Here is a 15,814-nt window from a genome sequence, read left to right as displayed (position 1 = left end):
TCGGCGCGGCGGCCGTCGCCAGTTGGTGGGCGCGCCGCAGAGGCTCCTGGGCGGCCCAGGCCCGTACGTCGACGGCTTCGGGCAGGAAGCCGTGGGCGCGCAGGGCCTCCTCCTGCCGGGCGAGCAGGTCGAGCCGGGTGTCGGACAGGTCCGGGCGGAGGGTGCGGTGGGTACCGGGCCGGTAGGCGCCGGCGACGCCCTCGGCGCCNNCGGCGGCCCAGTCGGCGGCGCGGAGCAGTACGGCGAGGAAACGCGCCACGAGCTCGGGGTGTTCGTCCAGGAGGTCCTGGTGGACGGTGAGGGGGCGCGGAGTGCCGTTGTTGACGCGGTGCGCGGGGTCGGGCAGGTCGTCGAGCTCGACGGCCACCTCGGCGCCGGCACGTCGGGCCGCCTCGACGGCGAGCGCACCCTTCACGTAGACGGCGTCGACCTGGCCCCGGCGCAGGGCGTCGAGCTCGGCGGCCCACTGGCCCTGGTGGCCGTCGGCCGGTACGTCGACGAGGTCGGCGTCGCCGAGTCCGTACCCCGCCGAGGTGAGGGCGCCCTCGAAGCCGCGCAGGGCCATCGCCCGCCAGAAGTCGATGGGCACGGAGTGGCGCGGCACGGCGAGCCGCAGTCCGCGCAGGGCGGCGGCCCCGCGGACCGGGGAGCCGGGGGCGACGAGCACCGCCTGGCGCTCCTCGATCCAGGTGAGCCCGACGAGCCGGGTGCGCTCGCCGCGCGAACGGGCCCACAGCGCGGGCACGTTGCCGCCTTCGCGGAAGAGTCCTGGCAGGGCGTGGGTGTAGTGGGTGGCGCGGTCGGCGCCGGGTTCGGCGTCCTGGAGCGAGCGGACGGCGATGCCGTCGGGGGCGAACTCCTCCGCCAGCCAGCCGCGGTCGGCGGCGACGCCGGTGGCGGTGGGGACGGGGCAGCGGGTGAACCAGAGCGTGTCGGGCACGCGGGTGTACGTCATGGAGGGCGTCCCGGGGTGTGAAGGGTCGGGAGAGGGCGGCGGGCGGCTCGGCGGCGCCGGCCGCGGCCGTGGGTGAAAGGGAGGGGGAAGGGAGGTCGGACCGGTCGGTCACAGGCGCGTGGCGCTCTCGACGTCGACTCCACGGAGGACCGGGGGCCCGGCGGGCACGGCCGGGGAGAGCCGACGGCGCGTCGGCGACTGCCGGCGTCGGCGACTGCCGGCGTCAGCGACAGCCGGTGCCGGTGACGCGGGCCAGGTCGATGTGGCGGCGCCGGGTGAGGGCGAGCGGTACGTGTCGTGCGTTCATCGCCGGCCTGCTCCTTCCGACTCGCCGCCGTGGTGTGTTGGCCGGAACCTTGCCACGCCTGTTCCGCCGTCCACAACTCGGCTCCCACCATGTGGGATTGCTTGTGAACACAGTGTTTCCGACCCCGTCCGAGGCCTGAATCGGCTCCCGCCATGTGGGAGCGTGGGAGCCCGATCACCCACGGGGAGCGAACCCTATGACGACCGAGGCCGGCATCGTCCGACCCCCGGCGGGCGCCCAGGCGGTCCGCCGCGCACTGGACGTGCTGCACTGTTTCCACGACAACGGGCCCGACCTGAGCGCCTCCGACCTCGCGCGCCGGCTCGGCCTCTCCACCTCGACGGCGCACCGACTGGCCCGCACCCTGGTCAGCGCGGGCTTCCTGGAGCAGGACGCCAGGACCGCCCGCTACCGGCTCGGTCCGGCGATGACCGAGCTGGGCCGCCTCTCGTACCACCAGCGGGGGCTCCATCTGGCCGCGCCCGAGCTGTCCGATCTGGCCGAACGGACGGGCGCGACGGCCGACTTGGCGCTTCGGAGCGGCCCGCACGCGGTGATCGTGGCGGGTGGTTCGGTGACGCCGAAGGTGGGGCTGCGCCGGCCGCTGCACTCGACGGCGCTCGGGAAAGTGCTGCTCGCCTGGCCCCGGGCGGGCGAGGGCGGCCCGCGCTCGCTGCCGCCGCTGTACGCCTTCACGGAGCGGACGATCGTCGAACCGCCCGCCCTGGCGGCCGAGTTGGCACGGGTGCGGGAGGCGGGGTACGCCCTCAACGACGGCGAGTCGGCCCACGGGGTGCGGACGGTGGCCGTGCCGATCCTGGAGCGGACGGGGCACGCCCGGTTCGCGCTCGCGGTCCGCGCGACCCCCGAGCTGATCACGGACGCGCGGCTCGACTGGTACGTGGCCCAGGCCCGGGCCTGCGCGCGAGCCCTTGAGGTGCTGCTGCTGACCCCTGGGGAGCGGCGGGACCCCGGAGAGCGGGCGGGGTAGCCCCCGGAGCGCGCAGATTTCCGCACGGTCGTGCGTTCAGTACGATGGGGGCATGAGCGGCAGCACCCGAAGCGGTACCGGGACCAAGACCGACGGACGCGTCGAGCGGGGCAACCAGACCCGGCGCCTCGTCCTCGGCCGGACGATGGACATCGCTTCGGTCGAGGGGCTCGAAGGCCTGTCCCTGGGACGCATCGCGACCGAGCTGGAGCTGAGCAAGAGCGGCGTCTTCGCCCTCTTCGGCTCCAAGGAGGAGCTCCAGCTCGCGACCGTCAGGGCCGCCGTCGCCGTCTTCGCCGACCGCGTCGTCGCCCCGCTGAACGACCTGCCGCCGGGCGCGCGACGGGTGCGCGAGCTGTGCCGGAACTGGCTCGCGTACTCCTCGGAGCGGGTCTTCGCGGGCGGCTGCTTCTTCTACGCGGTCTCGGCCGAGTTCGACGCCCGTACGGGCCCGGTCCACGACGCCGTCGCCCGGACCCGCCGCGACTGGGCGGCGTACGTGGAGGGGGCCCTGACGGAGGCGCATGCCGTCGGGGAGTTCACCGAGGACCTGGACGTGGAGCAGCTGGCCTTCGAGGTGATCGCCCTCATGGAGGCGGCCAACGCCCGGTCCGTGCTGTTCGGCGACCCCGGCACGTACGCCCGCGCCGAGCGGGGCATCACGGCCCGGCTGCTCGCCGCGGCCACGGAGAAGGGCCGGGAGGCCCTGGCCGACGAGGCCTGAGCCGGGAGGTCCTCGCCGACGAGGCCTGAGCCGGGAGGTCCTCGCCGACGAGGCCCGAGCCGAGCGGCACTCGCCGACGAAGCCCGAGCCAGGAGGCCTAAGCCGAGAGGCCCGAGCCGGGAGGCCCAAGTCGGGAGGCCCTCTCGCCGGCAAGGCCCGAGCCGGGCGGACCCGCCCCACGCCGCCTCACCCCAAGGCTTCTCCTTCTCACGTCTCCGCGCCCGCCGCACCCCGGGCCGCCCGCCTGGCCACGGCGCACTCGCCGACCGGGTGAAGGCCAGGTGCCGCTCGTCCGTGCGCTCCCGGGCGCGCCCGCATGGTGAGCGGGCCGGCCGGAACCGTCGGCGATCCCGCCCGTGGTCCGGTCCGGCCGTGAGAGGAGCGCGCGGGTCCGTACCGGACTCCCCGCCGGGCGCCCGCCGCGGACCCGCCCCGCGAAGGACACCCGCCACGGTGGCCGCCCTGCCACTTCCCTGCTGCCGCCCGGCACCGGCCTGTCCGCGACTCGGCCGCGATCACCACCCCGTTGGGCTGACCCCCTGGCGCGTCCCCACCGCCGGTTCCGTCACGGGGCCGGAGCCGGCGGTGGCGAACTCCACCGCCTCGGCCACCACTTCCGGGTCCGTGAGGATACGGCGGTGACCGAGGCCCCGGGTGACGACGAGCCGGGCCCGCCCGCCGTGGGCCCGGGCGAGGAACCGCGCCTGGGCCAGGGGCACCATGTCGTCGCCCTCGTCGTGGAACAGCAGGACGGGCGCGCCGAGTTCCTCCGGGGCGTGGTCGGCGCCGAAGCGGTCCCAGACTCCGGGCTCGCCGGGGGCGAGGTGCCCCTCGACGTACCCGCGCATGGCCCGCACCACCCGGTCGTCCAGCCCGAGTCCGGCCCGGAAGCCCTCCATGAGCATGGCGAAGGAGCCGACGCCGCCGAGGCCCACGAAGCGGGCCGTGCGGACTCCGTCGCGGAGGGCGAAGAGCGAGGCGAGGACGCCGAAGGAGTGGGCGACGACGGCCTCGAAGTCGCCGTGCCGGGCGTGCAGCTCCCGGATGATCTCCCGGTATTCGACGATGTTGGTGGCCCTGCCGGAGGACTCGCCGTGGCCGGGACCGTCGAAGGCGACCGGGCTGTAGCCGCGCGCGAGGAGCTCCTCGGCGAAGGCGCCGAGCCGCGAGGCGCGGGAGGACCAGCCGTGGACGAGGAGGACGGGCCGCCGGCCGTCGCCCCAGGCGTACGTGACGACCTCCTTGCCCCGGACGCGGAGGGTCCCGGTGCGGGCGGCGGCGAGGACCGCCTGTTCCCCGGGTCTCACCTTCGCCCTGCCGAGGGGGCGGACGAAGAGGTGGAAGGCCCAGCGGCCGGCCGGGCCCGGGGCGACGCGCGCCATGGCGTTCAGGGCGGTGCGGATGAGCGGAGCCATCGGGTACATGCCGGATCTCCTCGGTCGTCCTGGGTACACAAAAAATGCTAGCACGACCGTTCGTATTGTTTTAGAGTGAGCGGCGAGGGCCGGGGCGCCCACCCGGAAGCGCCCCGGCCCTCGGCCCCCTACTCCCCCGACGTCCCCTTCTTCTCCCTGCTCGGCTGCACCCGCTTCGGTTCGCCCGGCATCTTCGGGTACTCCGGCGGGTACGGCAGATCGCCCAGGCCGCGTTCCGCCTCGTCCCGCCGGGCCAGTTCGAGCAGCGACTCCAGGCCGAAGCGCTCGTCGTCCATGTCCGCGTGGACGTCGCCGACCTCGGCGTACCGGGCCGGCATCGTCCTGATGTCGAAGTCCTGCGGCACGGCCTCGTCGATCTCCTCCCAGCGCAGCGGCGCCGAGACGGGCGCGTGCGGGCGGGGGCGTACGGAGTAGGCGGAGGCCATCGTGCGGTCCCGGGCCGCCTGGTTGTAGTCGACGAAGATCCGTCTGCCGCGCCCCTCCTTCCACCACTCGGTCGTGACCCGCTCCGGCATCCGCCGCTCCAGCTCCCGGCCGCAGGCGATCACCGCCCGCCTGACCTGGGTGAACGTCCACTCGGGGACGATCGGCACGAAGACGTGGAGGCCCCGCCCGCCCGAAGTCTTCGGCCAGCCGCGCAGCCCGTGCTCGTCGAGGACCGCGCGCAGTTCGTGGGCGGCGCGGACGGCGTCGGCGTAGTCCGTGCCGGGCTGCGGGTCGAGGTCGATGCGGAGCTCGTCGGGATGGTCGGTGTCGTCCCGGCGCACCGGCCAGGGATGGAAGGTGACGGCGCCGAGGTTGGCCGCCCAGAGCACGGCCGCCGGCTCGGTGGGGCACATCTCGTCGGCCGGGCGGCCGCTGGGGAAGGTGATGCGGGCGGTCGGGATCCAGTCGGGCAGGTGCTTCGGGGCGTGCTTCTGGAAGAAGGACCCTCCGGTCACCCCGTCGGGGTAGCGCTCCAGGGTGGTGGGGCGGTTCCGCAGGGCGCGGGTGACGCCGTCACCCACGGCCAGGTAGTACCGGACCAGGTCCATCTTGGTGTAGCCGGGCTCGGGGAAGTACACCTTGTCGGGGTGGGAGACCCGCACGGCCCGGCCGCCGACCTCGACCTCCACCGTCGCCTCGCCTGCCATGCCGGTCAGCCTAGGGCTCGCCGGCAACTCCCGCATACCGGACAATCACCCCATGGATCTTCCGGTGATGCCGCCCGTGAAACCGATGCTCGCCAAGTCCGTGAAACGGATCCCGCCCGGGATGCAGTACGAGGCGAAGTGGGACGGCTTCCGCGCGATCGTGCACCGGGACGGGCCGGAACTCGTCATCGGCAGTCGTACGGGCAAGCCGCTCACCCGCTACTTCCCCGAGCTGGTCGAGGCGCTCGCGGCCCGGCTGCCGGAGCGGTGCGTCGTCGACGGGGAGATCGTCATCGAGCACGACGGGCGGCTCGACTTCGACCGGCTCTCCGAGCGGATCCATCCGGCGGACTCCCGGGTGCGGCTGCTCGCCGAGACCACCCCGGCCCGGTTCGTCGCCTTCGACCTGCTCGCCCTCGGGGACGAATCGCTGCTCGACACCCCGCTGAGCGAGCGCCGGGCGACCCTGGAGCGGGTCCTCGACGGGGTCGACGCGCCCGTCCACCTGGCGTCGGCGACCCGGGACCCCGAGCTCGCGGCGCGCTGGTTCGAGCAGTACGAGGGCGCCGGGCTCGACGGGGTGGTCGCCAAGCCGCTCGACCTGCCGTACCGGCCGGACGCCCGCCTCATGTACAAGATCAAGCACGAGCGGACGGCCGACGTCGTCGTGGCCGGATACCGCTTCCACAAGAGCGGTCCCGTGGTCGGCTCGCTGCTGCTCGGCCTGTACGACGACGAAGGCGTCCTGCAGCACGTCGGCGTGTGCGCGGCCTTCACCGCCGCCCGCCGCGCCGAGCTCGTCGAGGAGCTGGAACCGCTCCGGATGGACCCGCCGGACGGGCACCCCTGGGCGGCGTGGACGGACGAGGCCGCGCACGAGGAGGCCAGGCTGCCGGGCGCGCCGAGCCGCTGGTCGGGCAGGAAGGACCTGTCGTGGGTGGCGCTGCGGCCGGAGCGGGTCTGCGAGGTCGGCTACGACCACATGGAGGGGGACCGCTTCCGCCACACCGCGCAGTTCAAGCGGTGGCGCCCGGACCGGACGCCGGAGTCCTGCGGCTACGGGCAGCTGGACGAGCCCGTCTCGTACGACCTGGCCGAGATCCTCGCGTAAGCACGGGATCCGCCCGGCCGGAAGCCGCCGGACGGCAACGTGATATGCCACACATTCGACGGCCGGACGGCCCGCCGTCGCCCCCGCTTTCCCGGTAGTACGTTCGACGAACTTTCGAGCGATGCGCATGATCCACGCGCGGGGCGGTGGCGGGCACCCGCCCCGTACCTGCGGGAACGCGTCCGGCCACGGCCGTGGCCGGCGCGCGGTCCGCTCCCCCGGGGCCCGTGCGCGCCTCCGCCGGCGATCTCCGCCGTTGCCCGTCCGCGACACCGCCGTGCCGGAACCCGTACCGCGATCCGGTACGTATGGAGAGGAGACCCTTCCGTACCCTCCCCGGACCGACTAGGACTGACCCGTGATCACCTCGCCCGAGCGCCTCGTTCCCGTCCCGATCCCCGACAGCGTGGCCGCGATGATCGGCGCCTGCCTGCCGCTCCACGTCCTCCAGGCCGAGGTCGACGCGGACTGCGCGGCGCGCGAGGTGTACCGCTTCCGGGGGCCGCTCTGCGCGGAGGACCGGGCGGACCGCGAGCACGCCCTCGCCGCCCTCGCGCGGGCGAACAAGATCCTCGCCAAGCACCACCCCAAGCTGCCCGTCACCCCCTGACGGGTACGCCCGTTCGGCCGTCCCCCTCATGCGTGAGGGCGGTGGCGGTGTGACGCTGCGAGGGTGACCACGACCAGCGACGCAGCGCCCGCGCCCCCGGCCGCCACCGAGCCACCCGTGCTCGACAGCCGCCGCCGCAACATCGTCTTCGGCACGATCATGCTGGGCGTCCTCCTCGCCGCCCTCGACCAGACCATCGTCGGCACCGCCCTGCCCACGATCGTCTCGGACCTGGGCGGCGCCGCCCACATGTCGTGGGTGGTCACCTCGTACCTGCTCGCCGAGACGGTCGCGACCGTCCTCGTCGGCAAGTTCGGCGACCTCTTCGGCCGCAAGGTGATCTTCCAGATCTCCGCGGTCGTCTTCATCACCGGCTCGTTCCTCTGCGGACTCGCCACCAACATGACGCTGCTCATCGTCTGGCGCGGTCTCCAGGGCATCGGCGCCGGCGGCCTCATGGTCACCTCGATGGCGCTCATCGCCGACGTGATCCCGCTGCGCGAACGCGGCAAGTACCAGGGCGCGATCGGCGCCGTGTTCGGCGTCTCGACCGTCATCGGGCCGCTCCTCGGCGGTCTGTTCACCGACCACGCGAGCTGGCGCTGGGCGTTCTACGTGAACGTTCCGATCGCGATCCTGGTCGTGATCGCCGCCGCCCGCACGATCCCCTCGGTGCGCTCGGCGAGCCGGCCGGTCATCGACTACCTCGGCATCGCGCTGGTCGCGATCGGCTCCAGTGCCCTGATCCTGGCCACCAGTTGGGGCGGCAACGAGTACGCCTGGGGGTCCGGCGTCATCATCGGGCTCTTCGCGGGCGGCCTCGTCGCCCTGGCCCTGTTCTGCTGGGTCGAGACCCGGGCGCCCGAACCCATGCTGCCCATGCGGCTGTTCGGGAACCCCGTCTTCACGGTCTGCTCCGTGCTCAGCTTCGTCGTCGGCTTCGCCATGCTCGGCGCGATGACCTTCCTGCCGACCTATCTGCAGTACGTCGACGGGGAGTCGGCGACCATGTCCGGCATCCGCACCCTGCCCATGGTCATCGGCCTGCTCATCGCGTCGATCTTCAGCGGCAACGTCGTCAGCAAGACCGGCCGCTACCGGGTCTTCCCGATCGTCGGCTGTTTCGTGATGGGCGTCGGCCTCTTCCTGCTCTCCCTCATGGGGCCGGACACCGGCACCGGTCTCGAGTCGCTCTACATGTTCGTCCTCGGCATCGGCATCGGCCTGTGCATGCAGGTCCTCACCATCGCCGTGCAGAACACCGTCGACTACGCCGACCTCGGCACCGCCACCTCCGGCGTCACCTTCTTCCGGACCCTCGGCAGCTCCTTCGGCACGGCCGTCTTCGGCACGATCTACGCCAACTCCCTCAAGCCCAACCTCACGGCGGGCATCGTCGAGGCCGGCACCATCGCCAGGAGCCTCGGCGTGAACCCGGCCGCGATCCCGCAGGCCGCGCAGAACCCCGCGGGACTGCACAGGCTCCCGGACCGGATCGCCGCGCCGATCGTCCAGGCGTACGCGGACACCCTGCAGACCGTCTTCCTCTGGACGGTGCCGGTCGCGGCCGTCGGCTTCGTCGTCGCCCTCTTCCTCAAGCAGGTGAAACTGCGCGACTCGGCCCGCTCCGCCGCCCCCGACATGGGCGAGGGCTTCGGCTCCCCCACCATGTCCGGCGACTCGGAGAAGCTCCTCGAACTGGCCGTCGGCCGGATCCTGAGCCGTACCGACTACGACACGGCCCGGGCGATCGTCGCCGCGTCCGACACCCGGCTCGACATCGCGGGGGCCTGGGCGGTGATGCAGGTCGAACTCTTCACCCGGACCGTCGGGCACGCGAGCCTCGGCCTGATCTCCGCCGGACGGCGGGTGCCGCCCGAGGTGCTGCTGCCGGTCTTCGACCGGATGGTCGACGAGGGCTACCTCACCCGGGACGGCAACCTGCTCTCCCACACGGCGGCGGGCAGGCGCGAGGCCGACGTCATCACCCACGCCTGGGGCCAGTGGCTCTCCGACGTCGTCGCGCAGGAGCGCGGCCGGCCCAGCGGGCCCGAGCTGCGGGTGGCGACGGACGCCATCGCCAAGAAGATCGTCGCCGAGGACCTCGCGGCCGGACTCCCGAGGGGACGGGTGCCGGCGGGCGTGGGCACGCGCTGAAACCCTCAGTCGAGGAAATCGCCGTCCACGTACACCCACGCGCCCTCGTGGCGGGCGAAGCGGCTCCGCTCGTGCAGGGCGCCGGCCTCGCCGCCGTGGACGTAGCGGGCCGTGAAGGTGACGGTGCCGTGCTGGTGGAAGGCGGTGCCCTCGCCGGTCTCCTCGATCTCCAGGCCGGCCCAGCGCATCCCCGGGTCGAAGTCGACCTCGCCCGGTCGCGTCTCCGGCGCCCAGGTCCGCAGCAGGTACGCCTCGTCGCGGACGACGAAGGCGCTGTAGCGGGAGCGCATGAGGAGCTCGGCGGTGGGCGCCGTGCCGCCGGCGCCCGAGTGGAACCGGCCGCAGCACGCGCCGTACGTGGCGTCGAGCCCGCAGGGGCAGGGCGAGGCCGCGGTCACCGCGGGCGCGGGGGCCGCGGCGGCCCGGGACGTGCGGGGGCGGGTCTTGCGTCGGGACATGACGCCATTGTCCCCCACCCTCCGCGCGGGACGGACGCCCGGCATGCGGACGCCGGCGTGGACGGCGGTCCGGAATCCCCCTGCTCAGAGGGCGCGTCCGAGTAGCGTACGAACATGAAACTGACGATTCTCGGAGGCGGCGGGTTCCGGGTGCCGCTGGTGTACGGAGCCCTCCTCGGCGACCACGCCGAGGGGCGGGTCACCCACGTCACCCTGTACGACCTCGACGAGGGGCGGCTCTCGGCCATCGCGCGGGTCCTCGCCGATCAGGCAGAGGGGGTGCAGGACGCGCCGGTCGTGACGGCGACGACGGATCTGGACGAGGCGCTGCGCGGGGCGGACTTCGTGTTCTCCGCGATCCGGGTCGGCGGTCTGGAAGGCAGGGCGGCCGACGAGCGGATCGCGCTCGACGAGGGCGTGCTCGGCCAGGAGACGGTGGGGGCGGGCGGCATCGCGTACGGGCTGCGGACCGTGCCCGTCGCCGTACGCACCGCCCGAAGGATCGCCGAACTCGCCCCCGACGCCTGGGTCATCAACTTCACCAACCCGGCCGGACTGGTCACGGAGGCCATGTCGCGGGTGCTCGGCGACCGGGTCGTCGGCATCTGCGACTCGCCCGTGGGCCTCGGCCGCCGGGTCGCCCGCATCCTGGGCGCGGACCCGGACGAGGCCTGGATCGACTACGTGGGCCTCAACCACCTGGGCTGGCTGCGGGGACTGCGGGTCGGCGGACAGGACGTGCTGCCGCGGCTGCTCGCCGACGAGGAGAAGCTCGGCTCCTTCGAGGAGGGCCGGCTCTTCGGTCCCGAGTGGCTGCGCTCGCTCGGCGCGATCCCCAACGAGTACCTGCACTACTACTACTTCAACCGGGAGGCGGTGCACGCCTACCGGACGGCCGAGCGGACGCGCGGGGCGTATCTGCGGGACCAGCAGGGCGCCTTCTACGAGGAGATGGGCAAGCCCGACACCCCCGCTCTCGCCGCCTGGCACCGTACGCTCGCCGACCGCGAGGCCACCTACATGGCCGCCAACCGGGAGGCCGCCGGGATCGGGGACCGCGACGAGGAGGACCTGGAGTCGGGCGGCTACGAGAAGGTGGCGCTCGCGCTCATGCGGGCGATCGCCCGGGACGAGCGGACCACGCTGATCCTCAACGTGCGCAACGGTTCGACGCTCTCCGTGCTCGACGCGGACGCGGTGATCGAGGTGCCGTGCTTCGTGGACGCGAACGGCGCCCACCCGGTGTCGGTGGCCCCGCTGCCGTACCACGCCGTCGGTCTGGTGACCGCCGTGAAGGCGGTGGAGCGGGAGGTCCTCGCGGCGGTGGAGAGCGGCTCGCGGGCGACGGCCGTCAAGGCCTTCGCGCTGCACCCCCTTGTGGACTCGGTGGCGGTGGCCCGCCGTCTCGTGGAGGGCTACACGGCCGAGCACCCGGGTCTGGCCTGGCTGCGAAGCTGAGATGTCCGAACGACGAACGGACGGCTGACGAACATCTTTACGGGGCCGGGGGCGCGGCCTAGGCTCGCGCCCCATGACCTCACAGCGCAAGGGAGTTCGGCGTGCCGTGGCCCGGCTCGCCGCGGCCTGTCTGCTGGCCGCCGGCCTGGTGGGAACCACGCAGGCGGCGGCCGAGACACCCACGTCCGGCGAGGGCCCCGCCGTCGTCCCCGTGCAGACCACCGGGCCCGCCGACCGGCGGTTCAACCTGGTGTTCATGGGCGACGGCTACACCGCCGCGGAGATGCCGGCGTTCCGGGCGGACCTCGAACGGCACCTGAACACCCTCTGGAGCATCGAGCCCTTCGCCTCGTACCGCTCGTACATCAACGTGTGGGCGGTGGAGGTCCCCTCGGCGGAGTCCGGCGTGGACTGCGATCCGGGCCTCACCGCTCCCGCCCGTGACACGGCGCTCGACATGGGCTTCTGGGGCGGCTGCGATCCGGCCGGTGTGCAGCGGCTGCTCACCGTCGACAGCCGGAAGGCCGCCGCGCTCGCCGACCTCGTCCCCGGCACGAGCCGCGCCAACCGCCAGATCGTCGCCCTCGCCCACAGCTCCACCTACGGCGGCGCGGGCGGGAGTTACGCCACGGCCTCCGGCGGCAACGCGCTCTCCTCTCTCATCACCCCGCACGAGATAGGGCATTCGCTCGGCGGCCTCCAGGACGAGTACGACTACTACGCGCGCGGGGTGCCGGGCGAGGCCTACGAGGGACCCGAGCCCTCCTCCGTCCACCACACGCTCCTGACGGAACGCCAGATGCGGGAGCGGCAGGCCAAGTGGTGGCGCTGGCTCGGCGAGACCAGCGAGTCCGGCGGGGTCATCGGCCGCCACGAGGGCGGCATGTACAGCACGAAGGGCGTCTGGCGCCCGAGCCGCCACTCCCTGATGAAGACCCTCGGCTACGCCTTCGACCAGGTGGAGCGCGAGGTGATGGTCCGGGCGATCTCGGCCAAGGTGAACCTGGTCCAGGACCACACCCCGGACACCGCGCCGATCGGGGCGGACCGCAGCGTGTGGGTGGACACCCTGCACCCGGTGGGCGGCTCGCTCTCCGTGACCTGGAAGCTGGACGGGCGGACCCTCGACACCGAGGGCGCCCGCACGGTCGACCTGCGGAGACTGCGGGTCTCCCCCGGTACGCACACCCTGACGGCGACGGTCACCGACCCGACGCCCTTCGTCCGCGACCCGGCGGTCCGCGCCTCGGCGGCGCTCACCCGCACCGTCAGCTGGACGGTGGACCCCTCGCTGACCACGGTGCGGAGCCCGGAGGCTCCCGGCTTCACCGGGCACACCCCGACCGGGTCCCCCGTCGGCGCCCGCGGCGTCGTCCACGCGGACACCACCCACGCGGTGGACGGCACCCCGGCCGTGCGCTGGCGTCTGGACGGGCGGCCCGTCACGACGTACGGCCGCAACGACCGTGATCTGGACCTCCGTTCACTGGAGATCCCGCCGGGGGCCCACACTCTCACGGCCCGACTCGCGGGCACGGACGAGGAGTTGAGCTGGACGGTGGACGCCCGCCCGGCCACGGTCGCGTACGAGCTGTCCGAGCCGCTGCGCACGGTCCGGAGCCCCGGGCGACCGGTGGAGTACGTCTACGACGGCGCGTTCACGATGAAGCTGACCGCACGGGACGACCAGGAGGGCGCCGTGGTGAGCCAGTTCCGGGTCGACGGCGACGGCTGGTACACGTACTACGGCTGGCCGACGGACGCCGGCGCGCCGTTCCGCTTCTCGCCGGGCGGCACGGTGATCGACGACCTCGTGTACGGGAAGCTGGGCCGGAGCCGGGCGGTGCCGTGGGACGACGCGACCCCGGACTACGGCACGCACACCGTCGAGTACCGCGCGATCGACGCGGCCGGCAATGTCGGCCGGGCACGGAGCTTCCTGGTGACGCTGGTGGAGCCGTAAGAACGGAAGCAGCCTGCCGGTGGGCCGGCAGGCTGCTTCCGTACGGATCGGGTCAGGGCTTGCGGGCCACCGCGGCCCACCCCGGGATGGGGTCGTCGCCCTGGACCGGGACGGGCTCGCCCAGCTCCGGGTGCCAGTCGGCGGTGAGCGAGACCCCGGGCTCGACGAACTCGAGGCCGTCGAAGAACGCGGCCAGCTCGTCGCGCGAGCGGGGCCGCAGGGTCAGCCCGCGCGCCTTGTACATGGCGGCCGCCTTCGCCGCGCCCTCGGGATCGAAGTCCCCGGTGACGTGGGAGAGGACGAGATAGCTGCCCGGCGCGAGCTTGTCGACGATCTTGGAGACCAGTTCGTACGCGCCGTCCTCGTCCCCCACGAAGTGCAGCAGGGCGAGCATCGACAGCGCGATGGGCCGGTCGAAATCAAGGACCTTTCCGGCCCTTTCGAGGATGATCTCGGGATCGCGGGCGTCCGCCTGGATGTACTCGGTGGCCCCTTCCGGGGTCGAGCGCAGCAGGGCGGCCGCGTGCGCGAGCACGATCGGGTCGTTGTCGCAGTAGACGATGCGGGACTCCGGCGCGGCCTCCTGCGCGATCTGGTGCAGGTTGGGCTCGGTCGGGATGCCCGTGCCGACGTCCAGGTACTGCCGGACGCCGTGGGCGCTGAGCCAGCGGATGGCGCGGTGCATGAAGGCCCGGTTGACGCGGGCCATGTCCCGGCCCCGGGCGTCGACGGTGAGGAGCTGGCGTGCCATCGCCTCGTCGACCGGGTAGTTGTCCTTGCCGCCCAGGAACCAGTCGTACATGCGCGCCGGATGCGGCTTGCTGGTGTCGATGCGTAGTCCGGTCTGTGGGGCTACGGGTTCCTGGGTCATCGGCTCTCCTGGTCGGGTCGAACGGGTGGCACTGCAACAAGAGTTACGCGATGGTAGGGGTGGGACGGAAGGTTCAGGTGAGCAGGAAATCAGCCTGACCGGATTTGGCGCCCTGGATGAAAGCGGCGATCTCCCCGTGGGTGTAGATGAGCGCTGGTCCTTCAGGGTCTGCGGACTGTCGCACGGCGACTCTGCCGTCGGCCAGCTTCATGGCCTCCACGCAGTTGCCCCCGTTCCCGCCGCTCCAGGGCTTGTGCCAACCCTCGGCACCGAGCTCGGCGGCGGGCATGCCGTTGTATATGCGATCCATTCACAGCTCCTTGCGGAGATTCCGGAGAATCTCCTTCGTGCGTTGTGCAGTCGCGGCCTGCGCCGCCATGCGGTCCATGACCTCCAGGTGGGATGCCACCTCGGGACGCGCGTCGAGATAGACGGCGCCGGTCAGGTACTCGCTGTAGACCATGTCCGGGAGTTCGGGCATGGCGAAGCGGAAGAGGACGAACGGTCCGTAGGTGCCGGGATGGTGGCCGGACGCGAACTCCGCGATCTGCAGGGTGACGTTCGGCAGCTCGGACGCTTCGAGCAGCCGGTCGAGCTGGTCGCGCATCACCTCGGGCCCGTCACCGACCGGTCGGCGGAACACCGTCTCGTCCATGATCACCCAGAACTTGGGGGCGTCGTCCCTGGTCAGTAGGGACTGACGCTCCATCCTCAGGGCTACATGGCGCTCGGCGTCCTCGTCTCTGCCGGCATCGCTGCCGCCACCGACCGCCCCGCTGCGCAGAATGGCGCGGGCGTACTCCTCGGTCTGGAGCAGACCGGGGACGAACTGGGGTTCATAGGCCCGGATGAGGCTGGCCGCCCCCTCCAGGCTGACGTACATGGAGAACCAGCCGGGCAGCACGTCGTGGAACCGCTGCCACCAGCCGGGGAGGTTGGCCTCCTCCGCGAGGGCGACGAAGCCCTCCGCCTCGGAGTCCGTGATCCCGTACTCCTTCAACAGGAGCTGCACGTACGGAATCTTCAGCGCGACCTCGGCGGTCTCCATCCGCCGGACGGTGGCCGGGGCCACCCGCAGGATCTTCGCCGCCTCTTCCCGCTTCATGCCGGCCCGCTCGCGCAGGTCCTGCAGACGCTTTCCGAGGACGACCTGTCCCACCGTGGGGGCGGACCGCGGCTCGCTCACTCTCAGACCTCCCCGACGCGCTGTTTCGACGAGTGTGCCACGAAGCCCGGCCAGAGAGAACACAGCACTCTGCAATTTTCAGAGTGCCACTTGCCAAGTGTCCGACGCAGGAGGACAGTGTTCCGGTGAACCAGTACACGCTGCCGCCGTGCGCCACCGCGCCACGGCGACAGCGCCGTACGGCAGTCCTGCCCACTGTTGTGAGGAACCGGTCGTGGCTTCTGGTAACGCGCAGCCCTCAGGTCTCATGAGCCCTGCAGCCCCTCGGGTCATGACCCAGCGCCCACCGCAGCACACCGATCCGGTCCGCCGCTTCGCCTTCGAGCTCCCGGCCCTCACCGCGTCCGTCGCCCGGGCCCGCAGGCTCACCGAGGAACGGCTCATCCTCTGGGGCTGCGGCCCCGAGATACGCGAGACCGTCGCCCTCGTCGTCTCCGAACTCGTCACCAACGCC

14 protein-coding genes and 1 pseudogene are annotated in these 15,814 nt (G+C 72.7%); 8 read left to right on the top strand and 7 right to left on the bottom strand.

Features of this window, described 5'->3' with window-relative positions; all coding sequences use genetic code 11:
- Positions 1-955: ABC transporter substrate-binding protein (locus tag CCN56_RS14655; RefSeq protein WP_086827123.1), on the bottom strand; the 955-nt coding region annotated here is incomplete at its 3' end.
- A gap of 503 nt (positions 956-1,458) precedes the next feature.
- On the opposite strand from CCN56_RS14655, the gene CCN56_RS14650 reads away from it, so the two are divergent.
- Complete coding sequence (locus CCN56_RS14650) at positions 1,459-2,253, top strand: IclR family transcriptional regulator (RefSeq protein WP_086827121.1); 795 nt, start codon at positions 1,459-1,461, stop codon at positions 2,251-2,253.
- Between the two features lie 52 nt (positions 2,254-2,305).
- Positions 2,306-2,977: a TetR/AcrR family transcriptional regulator gene (locus tag CCN56_RS14645; protein WP_086827119.1), complete on the top strand. Its 672-nt coding sequence runs from the start codon at positions 2,306-2,308 to the stop codon at positions 2,975-2,977.
- A gap of 515 nt (positions 2,978-3,492) precedes the next feature.
- Here CCN56_RS14645 and CCN56_RS14640 read toward each other — a convergent pair.
- Positions 3,493-4,401: an alpha/beta fold hydrolase gene (locus CCN56_RS14640; protein ID WP_086827117.1), complete on the bottom strand. Its 909-nt coding sequence runs from the start codon at positions 4,399-4,401 to the stop codon at positions 3,493-3,495.
- A gap of 119 nt (positions 4,402-4,520) precedes the next feature.
- Positions 4,521-5,546 carry a non-homologous end-joining DNA ligase gene (gene ligD, locus CCN56_RS14635; protein ID WP_086827115.1) on the bottom strand — a complete coding sequence of 342 codons (1,026 nt, stop codon included), beginning with the start codon at positions 5,544-5,546 and terminating at the stop codon, positions 4,521-4,523.
- Positions 5,547-5,598: 52 nt separating this feature from the next.
- Here ligD and CCN56_RS14630 point away from each other — a divergent pair, with 52 nt between their 5' ends.
- From CCN56_RS14630 to CCN56_RS14620, 3 genes are all read left to right on the top strand, one after another.
- Positions 5,599-6,657, top strand: coding sequence for an ATP-dependent DNA ligase (locus CCN56_RS14630; RefSeq protein WP_086827113.1), 1,059 nt, complete (start codon positions 5,599-5,601; stop codon positions 6,655-6,657).
- Between the two features lie 415 nt (positions 6,658-7,072).
- Positions 7,073-7,267, top strand: a complete 195-nt coding sequence (locus CCN56_RS14625) for a hypothetical protein (protein WP_052499750.1) — start codon at positions 7,073-7,075, stop codon at positions 7,265-7,267.
- A 63-nt stretch (positions 7,268-7,330) separates the two neighbouring features.
- Positions 7,331-9,424: an MDR family MFS transporter gene (locus CCN56_RS14620; RefSeq protein WP_086827111.1), complete on the top strand. Its 2,094-nt coding sequence runs from the start codon at positions 7,331-7,333 to the stop codon at positions 9,422-9,424.
- 5 nt (positions 9,425-9,429) lie between these two features.
- Here CCN56_RS14620 and CCN56_RS14615 read toward each other — a convergent pair whose 3' ends face one another.
- Complete coding sequence (locus CCN56_RS14615; RefSeq protein ID WP_086827109.1) at positions 9,430-9,882, bottom strand: YchJ family protein; 453 nt, start codon at positions 9,880-9,882, stop codon at positions 9,430-9,432.
- Between the two features lie 114 nt (positions 9,883-9,996).
- On the opposite strand from CCN56_RS14615, the gene CCN56_RS14610 reads away from it, so the two are divergent.
- Positions 9,997-11,340, top strand: coding sequence for a 6-phospho-beta-glucosidase (locus CCN56_RS14610; RefSeq protein ID WP_086827107.1), 1,344 nt, complete (start codon positions 9,997-9,999; stop codon positions 11,338-11,340).
- Positions 11,341-11,413: 73 nt separating this feature from the next.
- Positions 11,414-13,303 carry a M64 family metallopeptidase gene (locus CCN56_RS14605; RefSeq protein WP_086827105.1) on the top strand — a complete coding sequence of 630 codons (1,890 nt, stop codon included), beginning with the start codon at positions 11,414-11,416 and terminating at the stop codon, positions 13,301-13,303.
- Between the two features lie 52 nt (positions 13,304-13,355).
- Here CCN56_RS14605 and CCN56_RS14600 read toward each other — a convergent pair whose 3' ends face one another.
- The 3 genes from CCN56_RS14600 to CCN56_RS14590 form a co-directional block, all read right to left on the bottom strand.
- The gene (locus CCN56_RS14600) at positions 13,356-14,174 is read right to left on the bottom strand and encodes an SAM-dependent methyltransferase (RefSeq protein WP_086827103.1); all 819 of its coding nucleotides are present in this window, start codon (positions 14,172-14,174) and stop codon (positions 13,356-13,358) included.
- A 73-nt stretch (positions 14,175-14,247) separates the two neighbouring features.
- Complete coding sequence (locus tag CCN56_RS14595; RefSeq protein ID WP_015037566.1) at positions 14,248-14,484, bottom strand: DUF397 domain-containing protein; 237 nt, start codon at positions 14,482-14,484, stop codon at positions 14,248-14,250.
- Positions 14,485-15,360, bottom strand: a complete 876-nt coding sequence (locus CCN56_RS14590) for a helix-turn-helix transcriptional regulator (RefSeq protein WP_086827101.1) — start codon at positions 15,358-15,360, stop codon at positions 14,485-14,487.
- A gap of 271 nt (positions 15,361-15,631) precedes the next feature.
- Between CCN56_RS14590 and CCN56_RS14585 the strand changes: the two are divergent.
- Positions 15,632-15,814: pseudogene (locus tag CCN56_RS14585) on the top strand (ATP-binding protein); the annotation flags it as partial.

The sequence above is a fragment of the Streptomyces sp. NRRL B-24572 genome (assembly GCF_002156145.1).
GTDB classification, from domain to species: Bacteria; Actinomycetota; Actinomycetes; order Streptomycetales; family Streptomycetaceae; genus Streptomyces; species Streptomyces vietnamensis.
The sequence above is the reverse complement of the archived record's forward strand: the minus strand, read 5'-3'. Positions and strand labels throughout refer to the sequence as shown.

What these genes read in the sequence shown, in the direction of transcription:
- CCN56_RS14650 (WP_086827121.1), top strand. Translation starts at nt 1,459, where the DNA reads ATGACGACCGAGGCCGGCATCGTCCGACCCCCGGCGGGCGCCCAGGCG.
- CCN56_RS14645 (WP_086827119.1), top strand. Translation starts at nt 2,306, where the DNA reads ATGAGCGGCAGCACCCGAAGCGGTACCGGGACCAAGACCGACGGACGC.
- CCN56_RS14640 (WP_086827117.1), bottom strand. Translation starts at nt 4,401, where the DNA reads ATGTACCCGATGGCTCCGCTCATCCGCACCGCCCTGAACGCCATGGCG.
- ligD (WP_086827115.1), bottom strand. Translation starts at nt 5,546, where the DNA reads ATGGCAGGCGAGGCGACGGTGGAGGTCGAGGTCGGCGGCCGGGCCGTG.
- CCN56_RS14630 (WP_086827113.1), top strand. Translation starts at nt 5,599, where the DNA reads ATGGATCTTCCGGTGATGCCGCCCGTGAAACCGATGCTCGCCAAGTCC.
- CCN56_RS14625 (WP_052499750.1), top strand. Translation starts at nt 7,073, where the DNA reads ATGATCGGCGCCTGCCTGCCGCTCCACGTCCTCCAGGCCGAGGTCGAC.
- CCN56_RS14615 (WP_086827109.1), bottom strand. Translation starts at nt 9,882, where the DNA reads ATGTCCCGACGCAAGACCCGCCCCCGCACGTCCCGGGCCGCCGCGGCC.
- CCN56_RS14610 (WP_086827107.1), top strand. Translation starts at nt 9,997, where the DNA reads ATGAAACTGACGATTCTCGGAGGCGGCGGGTTCCGGGTGCCGCTGGTG.
- CCN56_RS14605 (WP_086827105.1), top strand. Translation starts at nt 11,414, where the DNA reads ATGACCTCACAGCGCAAGGGAGTTCGGCGTGCCGTGGCCCGGCTCGCC.
- CCN56_RS14600 (WP_086827103.1), bottom strand. Translation starts at nt 14,174, where the DNA reads ATGACCCAGGAACCCGTAGCCCCACAGACCGGACTACGCATCGACACC.
- CCN56_RS14595 (WP_015037566.1), bottom strand. Translation starts at nt 14,484, where the DNA reads ATGGATCGCATATACAACGGCATGCCCGCCGCCGAGCTCGGTGCCGAG.